This window comes from Longimonas haloalkaliphila (genome assembly GCF_055379825.1).
The window spans coordinates 3,559,099-3,576,446 of record NZ_AP043948.1 but is presented as its reverse complement, the minus strand read 5'-3'; the positions used below and the strand labels follow the sequence as shown (position 1 = coordinate 3,576,446).

Annotated in this window: 13 protein-coding genes, 1 tRNA gene and 1 riboswitch; of the genes, 9 read left to right on the top strand and 5 right to left on the bottom strand. The window is 58.5% G+C overall.

Annotated features, from left to right (window positions below; genetic code table 11):
* Positions 1 to 5: 5 nt before the first annotated feature.
* Positions 6 to 1,805, bottom strand: a complete 1,800-nt coding sequence (gene sppA, locus ACZ48V_RS14000; protein ID WP_464540107.1) for a signal peptide peptidase SppA — start codon at positions 1,803 to 1,805, stop codon at positions 6 to 8.
* A gap of 628 nt (positions 1,806 to 2,433) precedes the next feature.
* On the opposite strand from sppA, the gene hrcA reads away from it, so the two are divergent.
* The 4 genes from hrcA (at position 2,434) to ACZ48V_RS13980 (ending at position 6,342) form a co-directional block, all read left to right on the top strand.
* The gene (gene hrcA, locus ACZ48V_RS13995) at positions 2,434 to 3,543 is read left to right on the top strand and encodes a heat-inducible transcriptional repressor HrcA (protein ID WP_464540105.1); all 1,110 of its coding nucleotides are present in this window, start codon (positions 2,434 to 2,436) and stop codon (positions 3,541 to 3,543) included.
* 163 nt (positions 3,544 to 3,706) lie between these two features.
* Positions 3,707 to 4,378: a nucleotide exchange factor GrpE gene (locus ACZ48V_RS13990; RefSeq protein WP_464540103.1), complete on the top strand. Its 672-nt coding sequence runs from the start codon at positions 3,707 to 3,709 to the stop codon at positions 4,376 to 4,378.
* 221 nt (positions 4,379 to 4,599) lie between these two features.
* The gene (gene dnaJ / locus ACZ48V_RS13985) at positions 4,600 to 5,751 is read left to right on the top strand and encodes a molecular chaperone DnaJ (RefSeq protein WP_464540101.1); all 1,152 of its coding nucleotides are present in this window, start codon (positions 4,600 to 4,602) and stop codon (positions 5,749 to 5,751) included.
* A 45-nt stretch (positions 5,752 to 5,796) separates the two neighbouring features.
* Complete coding sequence (locus tag ACZ48V_RS13980; protein ID WP_464540099.1) at positions 5,797 to 6,342, top strand: flavin reductase family protein; 546 nt, start codon at positions 5,797 to 5,799, stop codon at positions 6,340 to 6,342.
* On the opposite strand, the gene ACZ48V_RS13975 is transcribed toward ACZ48V_RS13980, so the two are convergent.
* Both ACZ48V_RS13975 and ACZ48V_RS13970 read right to left on the bottom strand, forming a co-directional pair.
* Complete coding sequence (locus tag ACZ48V_RS13975) at positions 6,270 to 7,112, bottom strand: TIGR02757 family protein (protein WP_464540097.1); 843 nt, start codon at positions 7,110 to 7,112, stop codon at positions 6,270 to 6,272. The genes ACZ48V_RS13980 and ACZ48V_RS13975 overlap by 73 nt on opposite strands.
* A 74-nt stretch (positions 7,113 to 7,186) precedes the next feature.
* Entirely contained in the window at positions 7,187 to 8,155 is a 969-nt protein-coding gene (locus tag ACZ48V_RS13970) for a threo-3-hydroxy-L-aspartate ammonia-lyase (protein WP_464540095.1), read from the bottom strand.
* Between the two features lie 133 nt (positions 8,156 to 8,288).
* Here ACZ48V_RS13970 and ACZ48V_RS13965 point away from each other — a divergent pair, with 133 nt between their 5' ends.
* Positions 8,289 to 9,089 (top strand): sugar phosphate isomerase/epimerase family protein, encoded by an 801-nt coding sequence (locus ACZ48V_RS13965; protein WP_464540093.1) that lies wholly within the window; start codon positions 8,289 to 8,291, stop codon positions 9,087 to 9,089.
* 151 nt (positions 9,090 to 9,240) lie between these two features.
* Here ACZ48V_RS13965 and ACZ48V_RS13960 read toward each other — a convergent pair whose 3' ends face one another.
* Together ACZ48V_RS13960 and ACZ48V_RS13955 are read right to left on the bottom strand one after the other, a co-directional pair.
* Positions 9,241 to 11,079, bottom strand: coding sequence for a fasciclin domain-containing protein (locus ACZ48V_RS13960; RefSeq protein WP_464540091.1), 1,839 nt, complete (start codon positions 11,077 to 11,079; stop codon positions 9,241 to 9,243).
* 678 nt (positions 11,080 to 11,757) lie between these two features.
* Positions 11,758 to 11,831: transfer RNA gene (locus ACZ48V_RS13955), tRNA-Met, on the bottom strand.
* Positions 11,832 to 12,001: 170 nt separating this feature from the next.
* Between ACZ48V_RS13955 and holB the strand changes: the two genes are divergently transcribed.
* The 4 genes from holB (at position 12,002) to ACZ48V_RS13935 (ending at position 17,318) form a co-directional block, all read left to right on the top strand.
* Positions 12,002 to 13,189 (top strand): DNA polymerase III subunit delta', encoded by a 1,188-nt coding sequence (gene holB, locus ACZ48V_RS13950; protein WP_464540089.1) that lies wholly within the window; start codon positions 12,002 to 12,004, stop codon positions 13,187 to 13,189.
* 180 nt (positions 13,190 to 13,369) lie between these two features.
* Positions 13,370 to 13,650: riboswitch (cobalamin riboswitch) on the top strand.
* A gap of 168 nt (positions 13,651 to 13,818) precedes the next feature.
* On the top strand, positions 13,819 to 15,762 hold the full coding sequence (locus ACZ48V_RS13945; protein ID WP_464540087.1) for a TonB-dependent receptor plug domain-containing protein: 1,944 nt from the start codon (positions 13,819 to 13,821) through the stop codon (positions 15,760 to 15,762).
* Between the two features lie 111 nt (positions 15,763 to 15,873).
* Complete coding sequence (locus ACZ48V_RS13940) at positions 15,874 to 17,001, top strand: YncE family protein (RefSeq protein ID WP_464540086.1); 1,128 nt, start codon at positions 15,874 to 15,876, stop codon at positions 16,999 to 17,001.
* An 86-nt stretch (positions 17,002 to 17,087) separates the two neighbouring features.
* Positions 17,088 to 17,318: a (2Fe-2S)-binding protein gene (locus tag ACZ48V_RS13935; protein WP_464540084.1), complete on the top strand. Its 231-nt coding sequence runs from the start codon at positions 17,088 to 17,090 to the stop codon at positions 17,316 to 17,318.
* Positions 17,319 to 17,348 lie beyond the last annotated feature (30 nt).

Genomic DNA, 17,348 nt, shown 5'->3' with positions numbered 1-17,348 from the left:
GACCGCTACTCAAACCGGATGTCGATAGGGAGGCGGGCTTGTACTGTGCCATGGGTACCCACGAGGCGTTCGAGGGCCTGTCTCTGTTCAAGCAACTCGCGCTCAATCGGGGTAGTCGTCAGGTTTGTAATCTGGTAGCGTACGCTGGCACTGAACGACTCGTTGAGCTGCTCAATGAACGTTTTCGGGCGGGGTAGGATGCGCACGTTGTACGGCCCCTCCCCCATTTCTGCCGCTTCTGCAGCACGCTGCACGGCCAGATTAAGTCCACCAATCTCGTCAACAAGCCCGACCTCTTGAGCGTCGCGACCCGACCAGACGCGCCCGTCGGCGATTGCTTCGACCTCAGCGCGGTCCATCCCGCGGCCGTCGGCAACGCGCTGCAGGAACGTGTCGTACACGCGCTCTACGCTGCGTTCAAGACGCTCTTGCTGGTCATCCCGAAACGGCTCGACGCCGGAGTAGATATCGGCGTAAGGGCTGGTGCGCACCGCATCAAACGTAACGCCGAGCTGATTTTCGAGGAAGCCGCGTGCGTTGAAGAAGAGCCCGAATACGCCAATGGAGCCGGTGATGGTGTTGTCCTGCGCCACGATGCTATTGGCTCCTGCAGCCAGGTAGTAGCCTCCCGATGCGGCAAAGTCGCCCATCGAAACGACGACAGGCTTCTCGGCGCCTGCGCGCTGCATCGCATTCCACATGATCTCGGAGGCCGCGGCGCTTCCGCCGGGTGAGTTGACGCGAACGACGATCGCCTTAACGTTGCTGTCGGTGCGGGCCTGGTCGAGCGCTTCAACGAACGTCTGTGAGCCAATGGCCTCGCTTCCGCCTCCGAACGGGTTGTCCTGGCTCTTGCCAGGCACGATGTTGCCTTCAGCATAGACAATGGCGACTGTGCCTTCATCAGAGGGCGTAAGGCTGACATCGCTCACCGGGACGCGTGCATATCGAGACACGTTAATGGTTTGCAGGTTGTTGGCTATGTTGAGGCGCTCTTTGATAGCGGCCTCAATTTCATTCGGGTAGAGGAGTCCGTCTACCAGACCCGCTTCAAGCGCGGCCTCGGCGCTGAGGATCGGATCCTCTGCGGCCAGACGCCGAATTTCGGCAGCATCCATCCCACGTCCGTCGCCTACGGCCTGGCTGAATACGGAATTTTGTGTATCCAGAAGCTCCTGGAGCTGTAAGCGATTCTCCGGCGATAGATCTTCGCGGGTGAAAGGCTCTACCGCGGACTTAAAGTCGCCGACGCGTACGATCTTGGGCTCAATGTCGAGGCGTTCAAGCGCATTGCTGAAGAACGGCTGTGGAAGGTAGAAGCCGTTCATCTGGAAGTCGGATACCGGTGGCACGAAGAGACTGTCGGCGGCGCTGGCGAGGTAGAAGGCCTGCTCGCCCATACCGGCGTCGGTGCCCGAAGCAAATACAGGCTTGCCGCTTTCTTTGAATGTTTCAATGCTCTCGCGAAGGTCCCCGAGCCGCGCCCACCCAGACGTCGATGATTCGATACGTAGCCAGACCGCGTCGATGCGGTCGTCGGCGGCGGCTTTGCGAAGTGCGCTGTTCACGTCGTTAAGGTCGAACCGGGGCGCATCCCCAAACGCTTGAGCAAAGGGATCCTGAACCGCGCGTTCTGGAATAGCTCCCTTAACGTCGATCGTCAATACAGAGTTAGGCTGAACCGAGGGGGTTGGGTCGGACGAGAGCGCAATTGCAAAAATGAATAGCACACCGAACGCAATGAGAGCACCCAGCGCGATGAGTGTGCCCAGCGCACTGGCAAGAAGCGTGGAAAGAAACCGCATAAGAACAAAAAAAGAGCCGCGTGAGCAAAAAAGAAGACGCATCTTACTGGTTCAAGGACCAGAAGACACGGGCAAGAGCCATCAGTTTAAATAGACAATAAACCGTGCTGCGTTGTGTATACGTGCAAGCACGACGTTCCGTTACAGGGTAGACTGCGCACACAACATGAAGAAACTCCCGTGGATACAGCCAAGTACGCAACGATACAGTATGTAGGTCACAAAATGCAACAAGCGCAGCGCTTTGCCGCGCTTTTTTGTGAAACGTTATGTGCTCGTGCTCTTAACGTACAGATGAAATGCGTTCAATCAGGCGTTCTGTAGATATCCGAGCCTCGAAACAATACAAAGAAATAGGTTCCATACACCACGGTTTTCTGCGATGAGATTGCAGGTGACACGCTGCCGGTACGTTGTATACGTGTACAGAGCACACGTATACAACGTAAGCACTAACGTTAGATGCAGGCTGGAACGGCTACGTGCGACCCGCTAACACCATATACCTACGTACTTCCATGTAATGTAAGATACCCCTGCAGAATGCGATCTGTATCGCATTGTTGCGCTGCGTAACGCGGCCCTGATTTCCACTTGCATTCGCTGTTTGTATGAAGCAACGATGCCTATGAGCGCGTCTACAAGTTCTGCATCATCTAACCGTTCGAGCGCCCCGCGCTCTGATGACCGTCCGCCCTTGAGCGAGCGAGAGCGTCATATCTTGCAGTTAGTCGTGCAGCACTTTATCGACACCGCCGGTCCGGTCGGGTCGCGGTCGCTGGCGCGTCAGTTCGACATTGGGCTGAGCCCGGCCTCGATCCGCAACACGATGGCCGACCTGGAAGACATGGGCTACCTCGACCATCCGTACACATCGGCGGGGCGGATGCCCACGCAGATGGGGTATCGTACCTTTGTGGACGAACTCATGCAGGCGCCGAAGCTCTCAGACGCCGACCGGCATGCCCTTAAGGGACAGCTGGCCCAGCTGGTGAGCGACACCGATGAGATGCTACGTGAAAGCACCAAGCTGCTCAGCAAGCTGTCGAACCTGCTCGGCATGGCGCTAAGTCCAAGCCTTTCCACAGCCATGCTGGAGCGGCTCGATATCGTGCCGCTGACAGGCCCCCGCTTGCTCTTTGTGTTAAACGTGAGTGGTGGACTGGTCAAGACCATCGTGCTTGAGTTTGAGGCCGACGTTGATCGGGCTGACCTCGACCGTGTCGTGTCGATGCTGAATGAGCGCCTGGCCGGGCTCACGCTGGCCGAGATTCGCGAGACGCACGAGGAGCGCGTACGTGGGATCGAGGATACCACCGGTATCGTCGATCTGGTGCGCGAGCAGTCGACACCGCTCTTTAGTGAGCCCCAGCAGAGGCGTTTGCAGATTGGCGGTGCACAAAACCTGCTCAACCAGCCCGAATTCCAGGAAACCGACGACGTGCGCCACTTCTTTGAGCTGCTCGAAGACGAGACGCTCATGGTGAATCTCCTCGAAGACCTGGGCGACATTGCACCGGATGCCGCTGGTAATACATACATCCGAATCGGAAGCGACAACGATAATGACGAGATGGCTTCGTATTCTGTTGTCGTGTCGCCCTACCGCATGGGAGATACCGTTGGGACACTGGGGCTCATGGGACCTACCCGTATGGATTATCGCCGGGCCGTGGCGCTTGTGCGTACCATGGCTAACGTGCTCAACCAGTCAGACCCCAGTGATGCAGCGTCTTAGGCGATATACCGCTACAGCATGACCGTATTCCAGAGCCTACTCCCTGAAAGGGCTGCAGCGCAGAAATGCCTGCTCGATCGGACAACCGCACAAGACTGGCGCGGAAGACCGGCATACAAGACACGAGCGACCGAATCGTTCAACACCGACACTACCCCGCTTTATGGCTGCCCACAACGTTTCAGACACAAACTCTTCAGAGAAAAATATGCCCGACACAAACGCTGCCGAATCATCGACCAACGTATCCGAAGATCCGCTGCTGAACGACGAGCCTGATCCGGCAGCCCCCGAAACGCCTCCCTCACAGAGCAGCGAGTCCACCGAAAGCGGCGAGGCGCAGGCGCGCATCGAAGCGCTTGAGGCAAAGGTGGAGGCGCTTGAAGCCGAGCGTGATGCTGTAAATGAGAAGTTTTTACGTAAGGCTGCCGAGCTTGAAAACGTGCGAAAGCGCCTCTCCAAGCAGGCCGAGCGGCAGTTTGAAGCTGGAAAGGCCGAGGCGATCAACGCAGTACTTGGCACGATAGACGATCTTCAGCGCTCTATGAATGCTGCCGAAGAGTTCAAGGAAGAAGACAAGCTCGAAGCTGCATACCGGTCGCTCCACGACGGACTCGAATTGGTCCACACGAACTTCCTGAGCGCTATGGGCGATATTGGCGTTGAGCGTATTGAGGCCGAGGGGCAGCCTTTCGACGAGCAAGAGCACGATGCAATGATGCAGCAGCCCGCCCCTGAAGACGTAGAGCCGGGTACCGTGCTACATGAGGTACGCGCTGGCTACCGCATGGGCGACCGGATTATTCGCCATGCGCAGGTCGTGGTTGCGAAGTAGCCCTATCACGCCGACACCTATACGTACAACTACATGCACACCGCCTTCGTGTAACACCGTCCTTGCACCGACAGGAGGCCAGGTATGCAGAGAGGATAACATCCTGAACAAGTCTGCACATCCTGGCATTCTAATTGTTGTACCACCTGCCGTGTGTAGATGCATGTGCGGTCTTCTGCGCCCCTCTGTCTTGCTTGTTTGCCTGATTTTCTACTACCCTTATGCCCGAAGATTACTACGACGTACTTGGCGTTTCACGCGATGCCTCGGAACGCGAAATCAAGAAAGCGTACCGGAAGAAAGCGATGAAGTATCACCCCGATCGCAATCCGGATGACGAAGAGGCAGAGCAGAAATTTAAGCAGGCTGCAGAGGCGTACGAAATCCTCTCTGATGAGGATACCCGGCGTCGCTACGATCGATACGGGCACGCAGGCCTCGGCCAGAACGGCAGCAGCACACGCCAGCGGGGCGGGTTCCAGGATATCAACGACATCTTCAGTGCGTTTGACGAGATCTTCGGCGGGCGCACCGGACGCGGGGGGCGTTCGCGCCGCACCAGCGGCCGTCCGGGGAGCGACCTGCGCGTGAAGCTGCCCCTTACGCTCAAGGAAATTGCTGAGGGCACGCAGAAGAACATCAAGGTACGTAAGTATGTGGCGTGCGACGACTGCGATGGCACCGGAGCAGAAGGCGGCGTCGACGGCGAAAACCACGTGATGTGCAGCGAGTGCGATGGCACCGGTGAGGTGCGCCAGGTGTCGCGCTCGGTCTTCGGCCAGTTCGTGAACGTGCAAGCCTGCCCAAAGTGCAACGGCGAAGGGCGCATCATTGAAAACCCGTGCGCGACATGCGATGGACAGGGACGCTACGAGGGGGAGGAGACGGTTACGGTTACGGTGCCGGCGGGAGTCAAAGAAGGCAACTACCTCACCATTTCGGATGCCGGAAATGCAGGTATTCGCGGAGGCCTTGCCGGCGACCTGCGCATTGAGATCAAAGAGAAGCCGCACGAGCACTTCGTGCGCGACGGCCTCGACATCTACTACGACCTGTACCTCTCTTTCCCAGATGCTGCCCTGGGTACTGAAGTTGAAGTGCCAACGCTGAAAGGACGCGCCCGCATCCAGATTGATAAAGGCGTGCAGCCCGGCAAGATTCTTCGGATGCGTGAACGCGGCATTCCCGATCTGAACGGCACCGGACGGGGAGACCAGATGATTCGTGTGCACGTGTGGACCCCTCAAGATCTGACGAACGAGGAGATCGATATGCTCGAAGCGTTACGTTCGCATCCCAATTTCGACCCTAATCCAGACAACCAGGCGCCGAAGAAGTCGTTCTTCCGTAAAGTGCGCGACGTCTTTTCCTGATGCGCACGCCGCCTGTTGTTTCTGCATCCCCCACTCATCACGCATATGCCCACGCGCACTGACGGTACGTCTCTCCGTACCACGCTTCGTAACCTTCCGTCTCCAGTCGTTGTTGTGACCACGCACCGTGCCGGCGATCCGCTTGGCATCACGATCGGCTCGTTTACCAGCGTATCGCTCGACCCGCCGCTCGTGAGCTTCAACGTGGCGCGCGATGCCCAGTCGCATGATGCGCTGATGCAGTCTGAGCAGTGCGCCATCCACATTCTGGACGAAACGCAGGTGGCCTTTGCCAACCACTTTGCCCGTCCCGACCTGACCTCTGACGAGCAGTTTGGTCCGGTTGCGTACACGACAGACGAAGGCGGCGTCCCCATACTACAGGGAAAAGCAGCGGTGCTACACGCGCGCGTCGAAGCAGCTCACCCGGCTGGCGACCACTCCATCTTCGTCGTTGAGGTGGAAACGATTACCCCCCGCGAGAACGCGACAGGCATCACGTACGTGCAGCGCGGTTATCACGCCGTGGGCCACGAGCTCGGCGGCACGGCGTTGTCGTCGGTGAAGGCGTCGTCTAACGGTTCGTCTTGAGCGCCCGGTGGGAAAAACGCAAAGTCGTAGCGTGCCGGATCGTCGGGACAGAGGCGCCGGCACGCATCCGTAAGACGACACACGGCCTTCCAATCGTTCGACTTACGCTCTACAAATCCCAGTGCCCTTGCCTGCCGCCCTGCATGCACATCCAGCGGGAGCATGAGCTGCTTCGGACGAAGGCGCGTCCATAGCCCAAAGTCGACCGGGCCGGGGCGCACCATCCATCGCAGGTACATATTCAGGCGTTTGCAGGCACTCTTTGCCTCGGGCCGCGCCAGATGCTTACGTAGCCGCTGCGGCGTGCCCGCGTTGATGTTCAGCATGGTGGTGCTAAATCCCTGAATGGCCGGTCCGAGTGGATACGGGTGTTCGGGGTCGCTGGGCAGGTGATCAGCGAAGATGTTTTCAACAGAGCCGTGGCGGGCCAGTGCATCGCTCAGGTTGCGCGTGAACCACAGCGCATCCACCGGCTGAAACGTGCGATGCTTGAACCCGTCGAGTGCATCCGCATCGCGGGCTGCGTCGAAGTGGGTTACAAAAGCATGCGGGCGGTAGTCCATCCGCTCGCACAGCTCTTCAAGCTTGTTGATGATGGTTGTGCGGCGCCCCCACGCCAACAGCGCTGCGTACAGTCCGATGATCTCCTGGTCACGCGGGTCGTCGAACCCATGCGGAATACCGATAGGGTCGTCGGCGATGAATGAGGGTTCTTCGTAGTGCGCAACCAGTCCGTTAAGGTAGGCGCGCAGTTCGTCAAACGAAGGCACAGTAAAGAGGGAACGAGTGAGAGAAACCAGAGAGGCCGTGGTGAGAGCGTGAGGGGGCGTAGCCTGCAAAGTGGCTACGCAATAAGCTCTGCAGCGCGAGCGATATCTACGTTTCCGCCGCTAAGCGTGACCCCGATGCGGCGCCCATTGCCCGGCACCGCGCCGTTGAAAAGCGCGGCCAGTGCCAGCGCTCCTGTTGGCTCCGTAACCAGCTTTGTGCGCGTCCACAGAAAGCGCATCGCATCGACGATAGCGGAGTCAGGCACGGTAACCATGTCGTCGGCGTAGCGGCGCACAAGCGGAAAGGTGTACTCGCCAAGCGACGGAGTGCGCGCACCATCTGCGATTGTGTCGGGGTGCTGTACCGCGTGGAGCGTACCTGTGTGAAAGGAACGCGTGGCATCGTCGCCGGCTTCGGGCTCTACGCCAACGACGGTGCAGTCGGGCTGTAGAGCCGCAGCCGCAATGCCGCATCCCGATAGCATTCCCCCTCCGCCGCAGCACACCAGGAGCACATCCAGGTCGGGCACCTGTTGCAGCAGCTCCCACCCCACCGTGCCCTGGCCGGCAATCACATGGGGATGGTCATACGGAGGCACAAGGGTAAGCCCACGCTCCTCGGCGAGCTGCGCGCCATACTCTTCGCGCACGGTCTGTTCGGGGTCGTAGGTAATGACCTCGGCGCCGTACCCGCGCGTAGCCTCCAGCTTAACGGTAGGAGCATTCTCGGGCATCAGAATCGTCGTGTCGATGCCCAGGATTTGCCCCGACAGCGCCACCGCCTGCGCGTGGTTCCCCGACGAGTAGGCGATCACGCCGCCAGCCTGCTGCTCGGGGGAAAGCTGACTGAGTGCGTTGTAGCCCCCGCGAATCTTAAACGCACCGATGCGCTGCAGATTTTCGCACTTCAGAAATACGTCCGCATCCACCCGTGCATCGAGCGAGCGCGACGTATACACGGGCGTTTTGTGCACCACGCCGCGCAGCCGGTTAGCAGCCCGGGCTACATCGGCGACGGTGACGGCATCATCAAGAGTAGGCATAGCGCAGAAACTGAATGAGCAGAAAACGACGGGTACTATCAATGCTTCGTGTTATCCAGAGTTCGACCGAACACGCTCCCCGTGTGGCTCGTTGAGCAGGCTGTTCGTTTCGCATCCAACTGCTGTACCTGCTATGATCCCCGTCTGGCTTACCGATACCGTAACCTCCGATTTAGGACGTGCGCTGCACTACACGCAGCTGTGGGGGCTGCAGGGCATGGAGCTGCGCACCGTAGGCGGCCCCGAAGACCGGGTGCCCGACGTCAACGAGCCGCAGATTCGTCAGCAGCTGGAAGCGAGCGAGTTTCTTTTAAGCAGCGTGGTGCCGTCTATCTTTGGCGGACCGGTGCACGACCGCATGATGTGGCTCAACGACCTGGCGCGTCTGCCCGAACTGCTGCGCTTCTGCGAACGCATGCGCTGTCCACGCTTTGTGACCGACCCGTTTGCTGCTACGCCGAACGATGACGACACTGCCCTCGACACCGCTGCCGACGCGCTGCGCCGGGCCGGGGAGCAGGCGGCCGAGTACAACGTGCTGATTGGCGTTAAAAACGACCCCGCCTCGTTGTGTCCGACTGGGCGCGACCTCGCGGTGCTTCTTGCGCTGGTCGACCATCCGAACGTGCGAGCTGCGTGGGATCCGGTGGCGGCGCTGCGGGCAGGAGAAGACCCCACTGCGGGGCTCAATGCGCTGTCGGGCCGCATCACGCTGGTACGCTGCAGCGACGGCCGCACCGAACGGGGGCAGTGGCACGACACGATCGTTGGCGAAGGAGACGTCGACTGGCCAACCCAGATCGAAATGCTCTACGAAGACGGCTTTCGCGGCCCGGTAAGCATGGAGGTGTACGCTGAGCCGCGCCCCAAAGCCGGCCTGCGAAGCGCCACCGCGCTCATTCGCATGCTCGACCGGCTTCACCCAGGGGGCTGAGGGTGCAAGTGCGGTGGTACTAATTACAACAGCCGTCGGATGGCTAACTACGACGCTGTATACAAAAAAGCCAACCGGGAGCAACCCGGTTGGCTTTTTGTGTCCAACGAAAGAAACTTCGTTGGTCTATTGCTCTGCGTACAGCTTTACACTATACAGCGTCGCCGTTTTCTCCGCTCTCATCAGTAAAGCTCGGAGGTAGCAGAACGCCATCGATCAGGTGGATGAAGCTGTCGAGCGCTTCGATGTCCACGTTATCGAGATCAATGCTCGCCTGGTCGCCATTGACGTTAATGCCGTTGAGGTCACCTTCATCGTCGAACGTGCCAGTGAAGGTCACGTCCTCGCCTTGAAGGGTTTCAACGCTCAACTCAGCATCTTCGTCGGCAAGTGCATCGACCAGCACGCCTGAGTCAACTGCGTCTGTGAGAACGTGGTACTGCAGGATTGCTTCCCGCTCTGAGAACGTAAACTCATTAAAGTTAGCGGCATCGAAGGCGTCGTTGGTCGGTGCAAACACCGTCCAGTCCAGCGTTTCATCTTCGAAGGCCGCGGCCAGTTCAGCTTCTCGTAGACGCTCACTCAGTGTTTGCGTAGCCCGTGTGACGTTAAGGCGGGTAGCCAGCGTGCGATTTTCAAGAAGCACATCATCAATGATGTGAAGCACACCGTTAACGGCCGGAAGGTCGACGGTTGTAACAGAAGCGTTGTTGATGAATGCTGCTTCTTCCTCACCAATTGAGACTGCTACCTCGTCGCCCTGGAGTGTTTCTACCAAGCCTTCTTCAAGGTCGTCGGAGCCGATTTCTTGGCCGGCAATTACGTGGTACTGCAATACATCCGTGAGCACATCCGGCTGGCCCAAGAGCAAGTCTACGTCGTAGTTGCTGAATGCGTTGTCGCTGGGCGCGAAGACAGTGAAAGAGCCGTCGCGGTTCGCGAGTGCCTCATCCAGACCGGTTGCGCCAAGCGCCGTCGTGAGCGTGCCGAGGCCGCCGGTGGAGGCAATTACTTCATCCATGGCCGGGCGGAACTCCTCAGGGAGCAGCAGGCCCGTAATGAAATGTGCAATTCCATTGCTGGAGCGCAGGTTAGTGTCTCCCAGGTTGATCGTAGCTTGGCCGCCATTGATGGTAATGGACTGGAGGTCGCCCTCTTCACTGAACGAGCCTTCAAAGATAATCGACTCGCCCTGACGCGTAGGGACAGAAACAGTTTCCTCGCCTCCATTGAGTTGTGCAACAAGCTCGGCAGCCGAGATGGATTCGCCGAGAACGTGATACTGCAGGATTTCGACGACATCCGCATCGTCCAATCCTTGAGCTTCGATGAGCGGCTGCAGCCCGCCAAGAGACTCTTCGGTCGGAATAAAGACGGTCAGGTCATCGGAGGGGTCGTCAAGGGCAGCCGTTACTCCAAACCCTTCAGTGGCATTGAAAAATGCCTGCGCAGGTACAAAGAACTCAGTCCGCTCGGCAATTGTACGGTTATTGAAAAGCAGACCATTGATAATGTGGACTGTCCCGTTAGTGACGTTCTGGTCAGACCGGAAATAGCCTATTCCGTTTACACTGCCGGCGGTCGCAGCCAGCTCCGACCCCTGAAGCGAGGTAAGCGTTTGGCCTTCGCCCAGGTCTGCGGTTGTAAACGGCTCGCTGACAACGTGGTGCTGAATTACATCAACAAGTAGGTCGGGGTTGCCAAGTAGTTTCTCAGCATCCCAGTTATTGAAGGTTGGATTGCCAGGAGCAAACACTGTCAGTGGTTCGCTGCCATCCAGTGTCTCAAGAAGGCTGGGTTCAGTTTCGGTGATCGCCGTCTCAAGTGTGGAAAGATAATCAGACTCTTCAACAAGCTCAGCTGCAGTCCGCTCAACAGGATCAACACCTGTCGAGATTTCGTCGGAATCGCAAGCTGATAGAAAAAGCAGAACCGCTCCAGCGAGCACAAACGAAAATAGTTTGCTCGTTATGGCGTTTCGAATGTTCATAATACTACGAGTATTGGATAGGATAAACGAGAGTGTAGACCCGCCTCTCAGGACGGCCCGAGATTGACTTCGAGATAGAGAACGCATGTAAAACGTAAAGCTCACCAGATAGGGGGTTCCAAAGGGTGATAGATAACCTCAGCCTATTAGCTTCAGGCCGAAAACGGTCGTGCGCATTCACCCAAGCACGAACAATGGAGATAAGATAGCCCAACAAGATCCGTCAATGTACTACTGTACTACCGGTGAAGCATTTACTTTTACATAATGTAATGTAGATAAATCGAAGGCCAATAGAAAGTGAGGGTTTCATGAGTCTTCCTTTGCGCTCTGCAGAACCGGTGCGAAGACGCGCTGCAGGCAAGAAAAAGTGCCATCGGTGCGAAAATTTTACTGCGATTAAGACTCGCAACGTCAGGGCCATGCCCTAACGGTTCCCGAGGCTATCATTCATCAAGACAGCATAGCCCGACCAAGATTGCAGACCAAGAGCCTGTTCGGGGCTTAGTTTGCAGTTCAAAAAAGCCACTTGGAGCCCAAATTAAGAAATTAGAACAGGCTCTTGAGAACAAAACGGCTCTAAGTGGCAACGTGCTGAAGCCACCTTCAAAAGAGTTGAGAAATCTGTTTTTACCACACAACGTATACGTGGCATAACATACGTATATGTAATGTATGTAGCGCGGGACGGATTTGAACCGTCGACCTCCGGGTTATGAATCCGACGCTCTAACCATCTGAGCTACCGCGCCATTCTAATTTGCAGTCCTATTCTATGAACCGTAGCCGCATTAAGGTTCCACGCTGCGTCGTGAAGAAGAAATGAGTGGGGCAGAGGGATGCGCACAGGGGTTCCATTCGTGCACGCTGTCTCGTATCATGTATATCTGTTTCTTTCTTGAATAACCCTTCGCCCGTACGGATGGCCTGGTCTGAAATCATTGGACAGGAGCGCGTGGTGGATATGCTTCGTCGCACGCTCTCAAGTAAGCGTGTGCCCCATGCATACCTGTTTCACGGCCCGCGAGGCACGGGTACGGTCCCGGCTGCGCTTGAGCTAGCGCGCGCGCTGCAGTGCACCGAGCAGGACGAAGAGGCATGCGACCGCTGCGCAGCCTGCCAGAAAACGCGCCGCATGGTGCATCCCGATGTACACGTCTTCTTTCCGTATCCGAAAGGCACAAGCGACGACGATGTGGCCAGGCGCATCAAACGAGTTGGAGAGGAGCCCTACGCTCCGGTCGATTACGTGCGCCGCCCGTCGCTTGAAGACCCCGAAAAGACCTCCAACAAACAGGTCATGTATCACATCGACCGCATGAAAGAGGAGGTGGTGCGGCCTATGACGTTCCACCCGGGCGAAGGAGATTACAAGATTGCGCTGCTCACCGATGCCGAATACATGAATACCTCGGCGGCGAATGCCTTCCTGAAGGTGCTCGAAGAACCGCCCTCGCAAACGGTGTTCATCCTGACAAGCAGCCGCGTTGATCAGATGCTGCCCACTATTGTGTCGCGCTGCCAGAAAGTGCGTTTCGACCCGCTTTCTCCAAGTGCAATTGCCGGAGCGCTTCAGGAACGCGAAGCCCTTCCATCTGGCGAGGCCTCTATGCTCGCTCGCATGGCCGATGGGTCGTATAGCCACGCCCTGCAGCTTAACGAGAGTACCCACCTGCGCGAGAGCCGCACGCTGGTACTCAACTTTCTGCGCGCGGCGTACACGCGCAAAACGGATGCCCTGAACGAACGGATCGACGCAATCGATCGGCTCGGACGCGAGCGGGTGAAGGGGGTGCTGCGCCTCATGATCCGGTGGGTGCGCGACCTTATGCTCTACCAGACACTGGGTGACGAGGCGCCGCTTGTGAACGTAGATCAGGCTGAAGCCGTGGCGAACTTCTGCCAGCATCTGCCCGATGCCGATCTGGAGGCGATGGTCTCGCGCGTGGAAGAGGCGCTGCATTTGGTCGGACGCAATGTGCGCACGCGGCTTGTGCTGATGAACCTGGCGCTTCAACTGGGTGCTGCTATGAAAGGCGGCACGAGCATCCCCGTCTACCAACCGCTTCCTGAACAGGCGCTTACATCTGCACTCTATGAGGCAGGGTAGCACATGCAGGGTACCTCATGCAGATTATGCCTTGCAAAACACAGCACAAAGCCATACTGAAGCTTTCCGTCTGCCGTAGGCGTCCGCTGTTGTATCGTTCGTATTGTGTGAAGTGGTGGACACTCTGTAGGAGGCGCGTGTATGTTATAGGTGCTTATATATCGCATCTGTAACAATGCGGTAGATGGCCCCGCTACAGGTTCGCTGTTTTCGAATGGCGATGAAAAGGGAATCTCGTGCCAGCGCGAGCATATGCCAGAACGTGCTATGTGCCCGTACTGAAACCGAGAGCTGTACCCGCAACTGTGATCCGGTGCTCCGCCTCTCGCCGTCTGCGCTCACTGTTCCATAGAATGGGAAGAGCCAGCCGCACCAGCGAGGTGTAGACACGACCTGTGAAGGCGCAAGCCTCGTACGGTCCGCCGGCAAGCCAGGAGACCTGCCTGTGGCGTGCATTCGTCACCTTCCTCCGGGAATAGAGGGAGCGGCGTTGGCCCACCTGTTTGACGTCTGGCGCTGTGAACCGCCGGGGTCTTCTTGCTGGTAGCGCATACCGTACCCACAGCCAACGGGTATGTGTAGCGCCTGCAGCATCTTCTGGGGCGACGACCCTCCCACATCAATGAGGCATGGTCGTTTCGTTCCGTCGTTTCTTTCTGTGGAGTGCCTTCGCGCTGATGACAGCGTCGGGATGCGTTGCCGGTGCCGCATCGGCCTCCGACCTTCCCCTCGCGCCGCGCGATACCGTCGACTGGGCGATCAACCTGCCCGAGCTGACGGTCACTGCCACACGTATCCCTACGACGGTGCACAACGCGCCGGCTTCCATCGCGCGCATTGACTCGACAGCGCTTGTGGCATCTGGCAGCGCAACGGTGGCTGATGTGCTGGAGCGCCGCTCATCCGTTCATATTCGCCGCGCCAGTGCTTACGGACTCGCCAGCGCGTCGTCGCGGGGAAGCGGTGCTTCGCAGACGCTCGTACTGCTCGACGGGCACCGCATCGCCAATCCGCAGCTCGGGCAGACAGATCTTTCGCTTATCCCTTCTGTGCTTCTGCAGTCGGTCGAGGTGATGCAGGGGCCCGCGGCGCCGCTCTACGGCAGCGACGGGATGGGCGGGGCGGTGCACTTGCGTACCCGGGCCCCCGCTAAGCCCGCGCTTGCCCTTACGACACGGGCTGGTGCCTTCGGGCAGCATGGCGGGGATCTGCTCGTCGGCGACCGTGCAGGCGACTGGAGTTGGGTGGCAGCAGCGCGCTACGAGCGCCTGCAAGGCGACTTTCCGTACGAAGATCGGGCACGCTTCCCAGCAGAAACAGTGCGCCGCGACAACGCCGACCGCACGCAGTACAGTGCTTTCGTGTCTACGCATACCGCCGCCACCGACCGTTCGCGCGTCGCGGCCCTGGTTACGGCTACGAACCGGGGACTCCCCGGAACGAGTAGCCTGGCGGCCAACACCGAACGGCAGCGCGACCGCAGCGCTCGCATGTGGGCACATCACCGGTGGCGCCTGGCTTCAGGCACGCTCACCACCCGTGGGTTTGCTCAGTACGATGCGATCCGCTACCGAAATCCGGAACAGAATATCGACGACACCGGACACACCTACGTGGCCAGCACCGAAGCCGAGTGGGAAGGCGGCGTAGCAGAGACGTGGAGGCTCAACACAGGCCTGTCGGCGCAGTCCAGCTGGGCGCGCCATCCCAGCCTGCGAAGTCAGGCTACACAGCAGCATGCCGGACTCGCCGTCAGCGCCGTCCGCACCGGCGACCGGGTGCGATGGTATCCGGCTGTACGCGTAGACGCATACCGCGTGCCCGAAGGCACGAACCGCGTCGCCACGGCTCCGCGCCTTGGCATCAACCTTACGCCGCTACCAGCGTATGACGGATTGCGCCTCAAGGCACATGTTGGGCGTGCCTTTCGGATGCCGACGCTCAACGATCGTTACTGGCAGCCCGGCGGCGTACCCGACCTGCGCCCCGAGCGCGGCTGGAGCGCCGACGCAGGCGTTCGATGGCAGCGGGCGTCCAGCCACACATCGCTTACGATCTTTGAGCAGCGCCATACCGATCGCATCGTCTGGACGCCCACCACGCAGGGCTTCTGGGCCCCGCAGAACGTGCAGCGCGTACGGACACGAGGCGTAGAGGCTGATGCAGCCACTACGATCCGCACGCTTCCGTATGTTGACATTACAACCGGGTTCAGCGCCGCATTTACCGATGCGCGCGACCGCTCGAATCCCGAATCGTCTTCATACAACCAGCCGCTACGCTACACCCCTCGAACGACCTTTACGCCCTACGTTACGGCGTCTGTAGGAGCGCTGGCGCTCGATGTGAACGTGCGTCGCATCGGGCGTCGCTACACGACCAGCGACGGCTCACGATCGCGTGCCCCGTACCTGACAGCCGACACGCAGCTTCGGGTGGAGCAGCAGTGGAACGATCTGTCTGTGCAGCTGCGCCTTCAGATTGAGAATCTGCTCAACACCGACTACACCCTGCTCAACGACCAACCGGTTCCGCCGCGACATGGCACCGTATCGCTCCGTGTGCAGCTATAAGAGAACCCTTTTGCAGAACAGAACACTTTTCTACCAAAACGGCGCATCCATCTTACATGTTTACATGGATGCTGCATTGATTCATGCCTTCTGTAACTCCTTTACGTCCTTATGATCAATCGTACAGCTTCATTACCCCTTGCTGCGCTGCTCCTGGCAGGGCTCCTATTTATCGCTGGATGCGACCTGACACCGCTTGACAGCGACACGATCAACGTTCAGACGTCTGATGTCGTCGTTGCCAACGCCGGCGCCTTTGGCGGGCAGAACAGCAGCTTCACCTTTATCGATCCCAACGTCGAAGAAGGAGGAGCCGTTACGCGCGGCGAAGGGGAATTTGCCTCGTATATTCAGAGTCACATTCTGCTTGATGAGCGGTATCTGGCAGTCTTTGGCGAAACCGCGTCGGTCGGTCTGTTTGACCTCGAAACGCAAGACCAGCTTGGCCTCGTTGAAGGCATTCCTAACCCGCGTTACACCATCTCCGATGGCGCCGTCGCATATGTTACCAGCAAAGACTTCAGCGGCGAAGGCCAGCCGGGGGTCTACGTGGTGGATGTAGCCAACCGGGCCGTTGTCGATACCACGTTGCTTGACAGAAATCCCGAGGGACTCACCGGAACGCAGAACCAGATCTACGTGACAACAGGTGAGCAGGATGGCGAAATTGTGGTCATCAACCGGGCCAACAATGAGATTGTAAACCGCATCGATCCGGAGTGCGACACGCCGCGCCAGGTGTACCGCACCGCCGAGGAAAATTTGGCTGTGGCCTGTACTGGAGCCACCATCTTCGATGAAGACTTTAACGTCGATGAAGACTTTAACGTCGTTGAAGAGACCGACGGAGCCATCCGGATCATTGATCGGGCCAACGGCGATATTCTCGCTCGCGAAGACCTGCCCGGACAGCTGACCTCGGCAAGCGCACAGCAGCGCGTGTTTTTCACTCGCATCCTTAATGAGATGTATGTAGTGCTTAATGGCAACACAGTCGTGCGTTACGACGCGAGCACGGGCAACCGGGAAGACATCGCCATCGACGGCCCTCCCATTGGAGCCATTGCAGTGGATGCCGTAAACGAAGTGCTTTATCTGGGACGCCCCGACGAGGACAATCCGTTTGGAGCAGCCGGCGTCGTTACCGTGAACGAGTTCGGAGGCGCCGAGCTCACGTCGTACGATGCTGGCATTGCACCCGGACACATTGCTCTTCGCATCACCCAAACCGAACAATAGTGAAGCGGCTATGCGGGGCCGGCACCGCAGTTCTGGCATGCACGCGATTGGCACAGCAAGGCATCGCGAACATAGGAGATACGCCCATGACGATAGACCGATGTTACTGCTACAACGTACCGTTTGCACACCTGCGCGACGTAGCGCGCGACACAGGTGCGCAGACGGTAGAGGCGCTGCAGGATGCGGTGTGCTTCGGGCACAACTGCAAGCTCTGCCATCCTTACGTGCGGCGCATGCTGCGAACCGGAACGGTGCAGTTTAATCACATCATTGAAGAGGTCGATGAGCCTGCCTCTGACATGCCCAGCCCCTGAATCTTTTATAGCATGCGTGTCGTGTGAGCG

Coding starts and splice junctions, on each gene's coding strand:
- ACZ48V_RS13980 (WP_464540099.1), top strand. CDS start 5,797: ATGCCCACGCGCACTGACGGTACGTCTCTCCGTACCACGCTTCGTAAC.
- ACZ48V_RS13935 (WP_464540084.1), top strand. CDS start 17,088: ATGACGATAGACCGATGTTACTGCTACAACGTACCGTTTGCACACCTG.
- hrcA (WP_464540105.1), top strand. CDS start 2,434: ATGAGCGCGTCTACAAGTTCTGCATCATCTAACCGTTCGAGCGCCCCG.
- dnaJ (WP_464540101.1), top strand. CDS start 4,600: ATGCCCGAAGATTACTACGACGTACTTGGCGTTTCACGCGATGCCTCG.
- sppA (WP_464540107.1), bottom strand. CDS start 1,805: ATGCGGTTTCTTTCCACGCTTCTTGCCAGTGCGCTGGGCACACTCATC.
- ACZ48V_RS13990 (WP_464540103.1), top strand. CDS start 3,707: ATGGCTGCCCACAACGTTTCAGACACAAACTCTTCAGAGAAAAATATG.
- ACZ48V_RS13940 (WP_464540086.1), top strand. CDS start 15,874: ATGATCAATCGTACAGCTTCATTACCCCTTGCTGCGCTGCTCCTGGCA.
- ACZ48V_RS13965 (WP_464540093.1), top strand. CDS start 8,289: ATGATCCCCGTCTGGCTTACCGATACCGTAACCTCCGATTTAGGACGT.
- ACZ48V_RS13970 (WP_464540095.1), bottom strand. CDS start 8,155: ATGCCTACTCTTGATGATGCCGTCACCGTCGCCGATGTAGCCCGGGCT.
- ACZ48V_RS13945 (WP_464540087.1), top strand. CDS start 13,819: ATGGTCGTTTCGTTCCGTCGTTTCTTTCTGTGGAGTGCCTTCGCGCTG.
- holB (WP_464540089.1), top strand. CDS start 12,002: ATGGCCTGGTCTGAAATCATTGGACAGGAGCGCGTGGTGGATATGCTT.
- ACZ48V_RS13960 (WP_464540091.1), bottom strand. CDS start 11,079: ATGAACATTCGAAACGCCATAACGAGCAAACTATTTTCGTTTGTGCTC.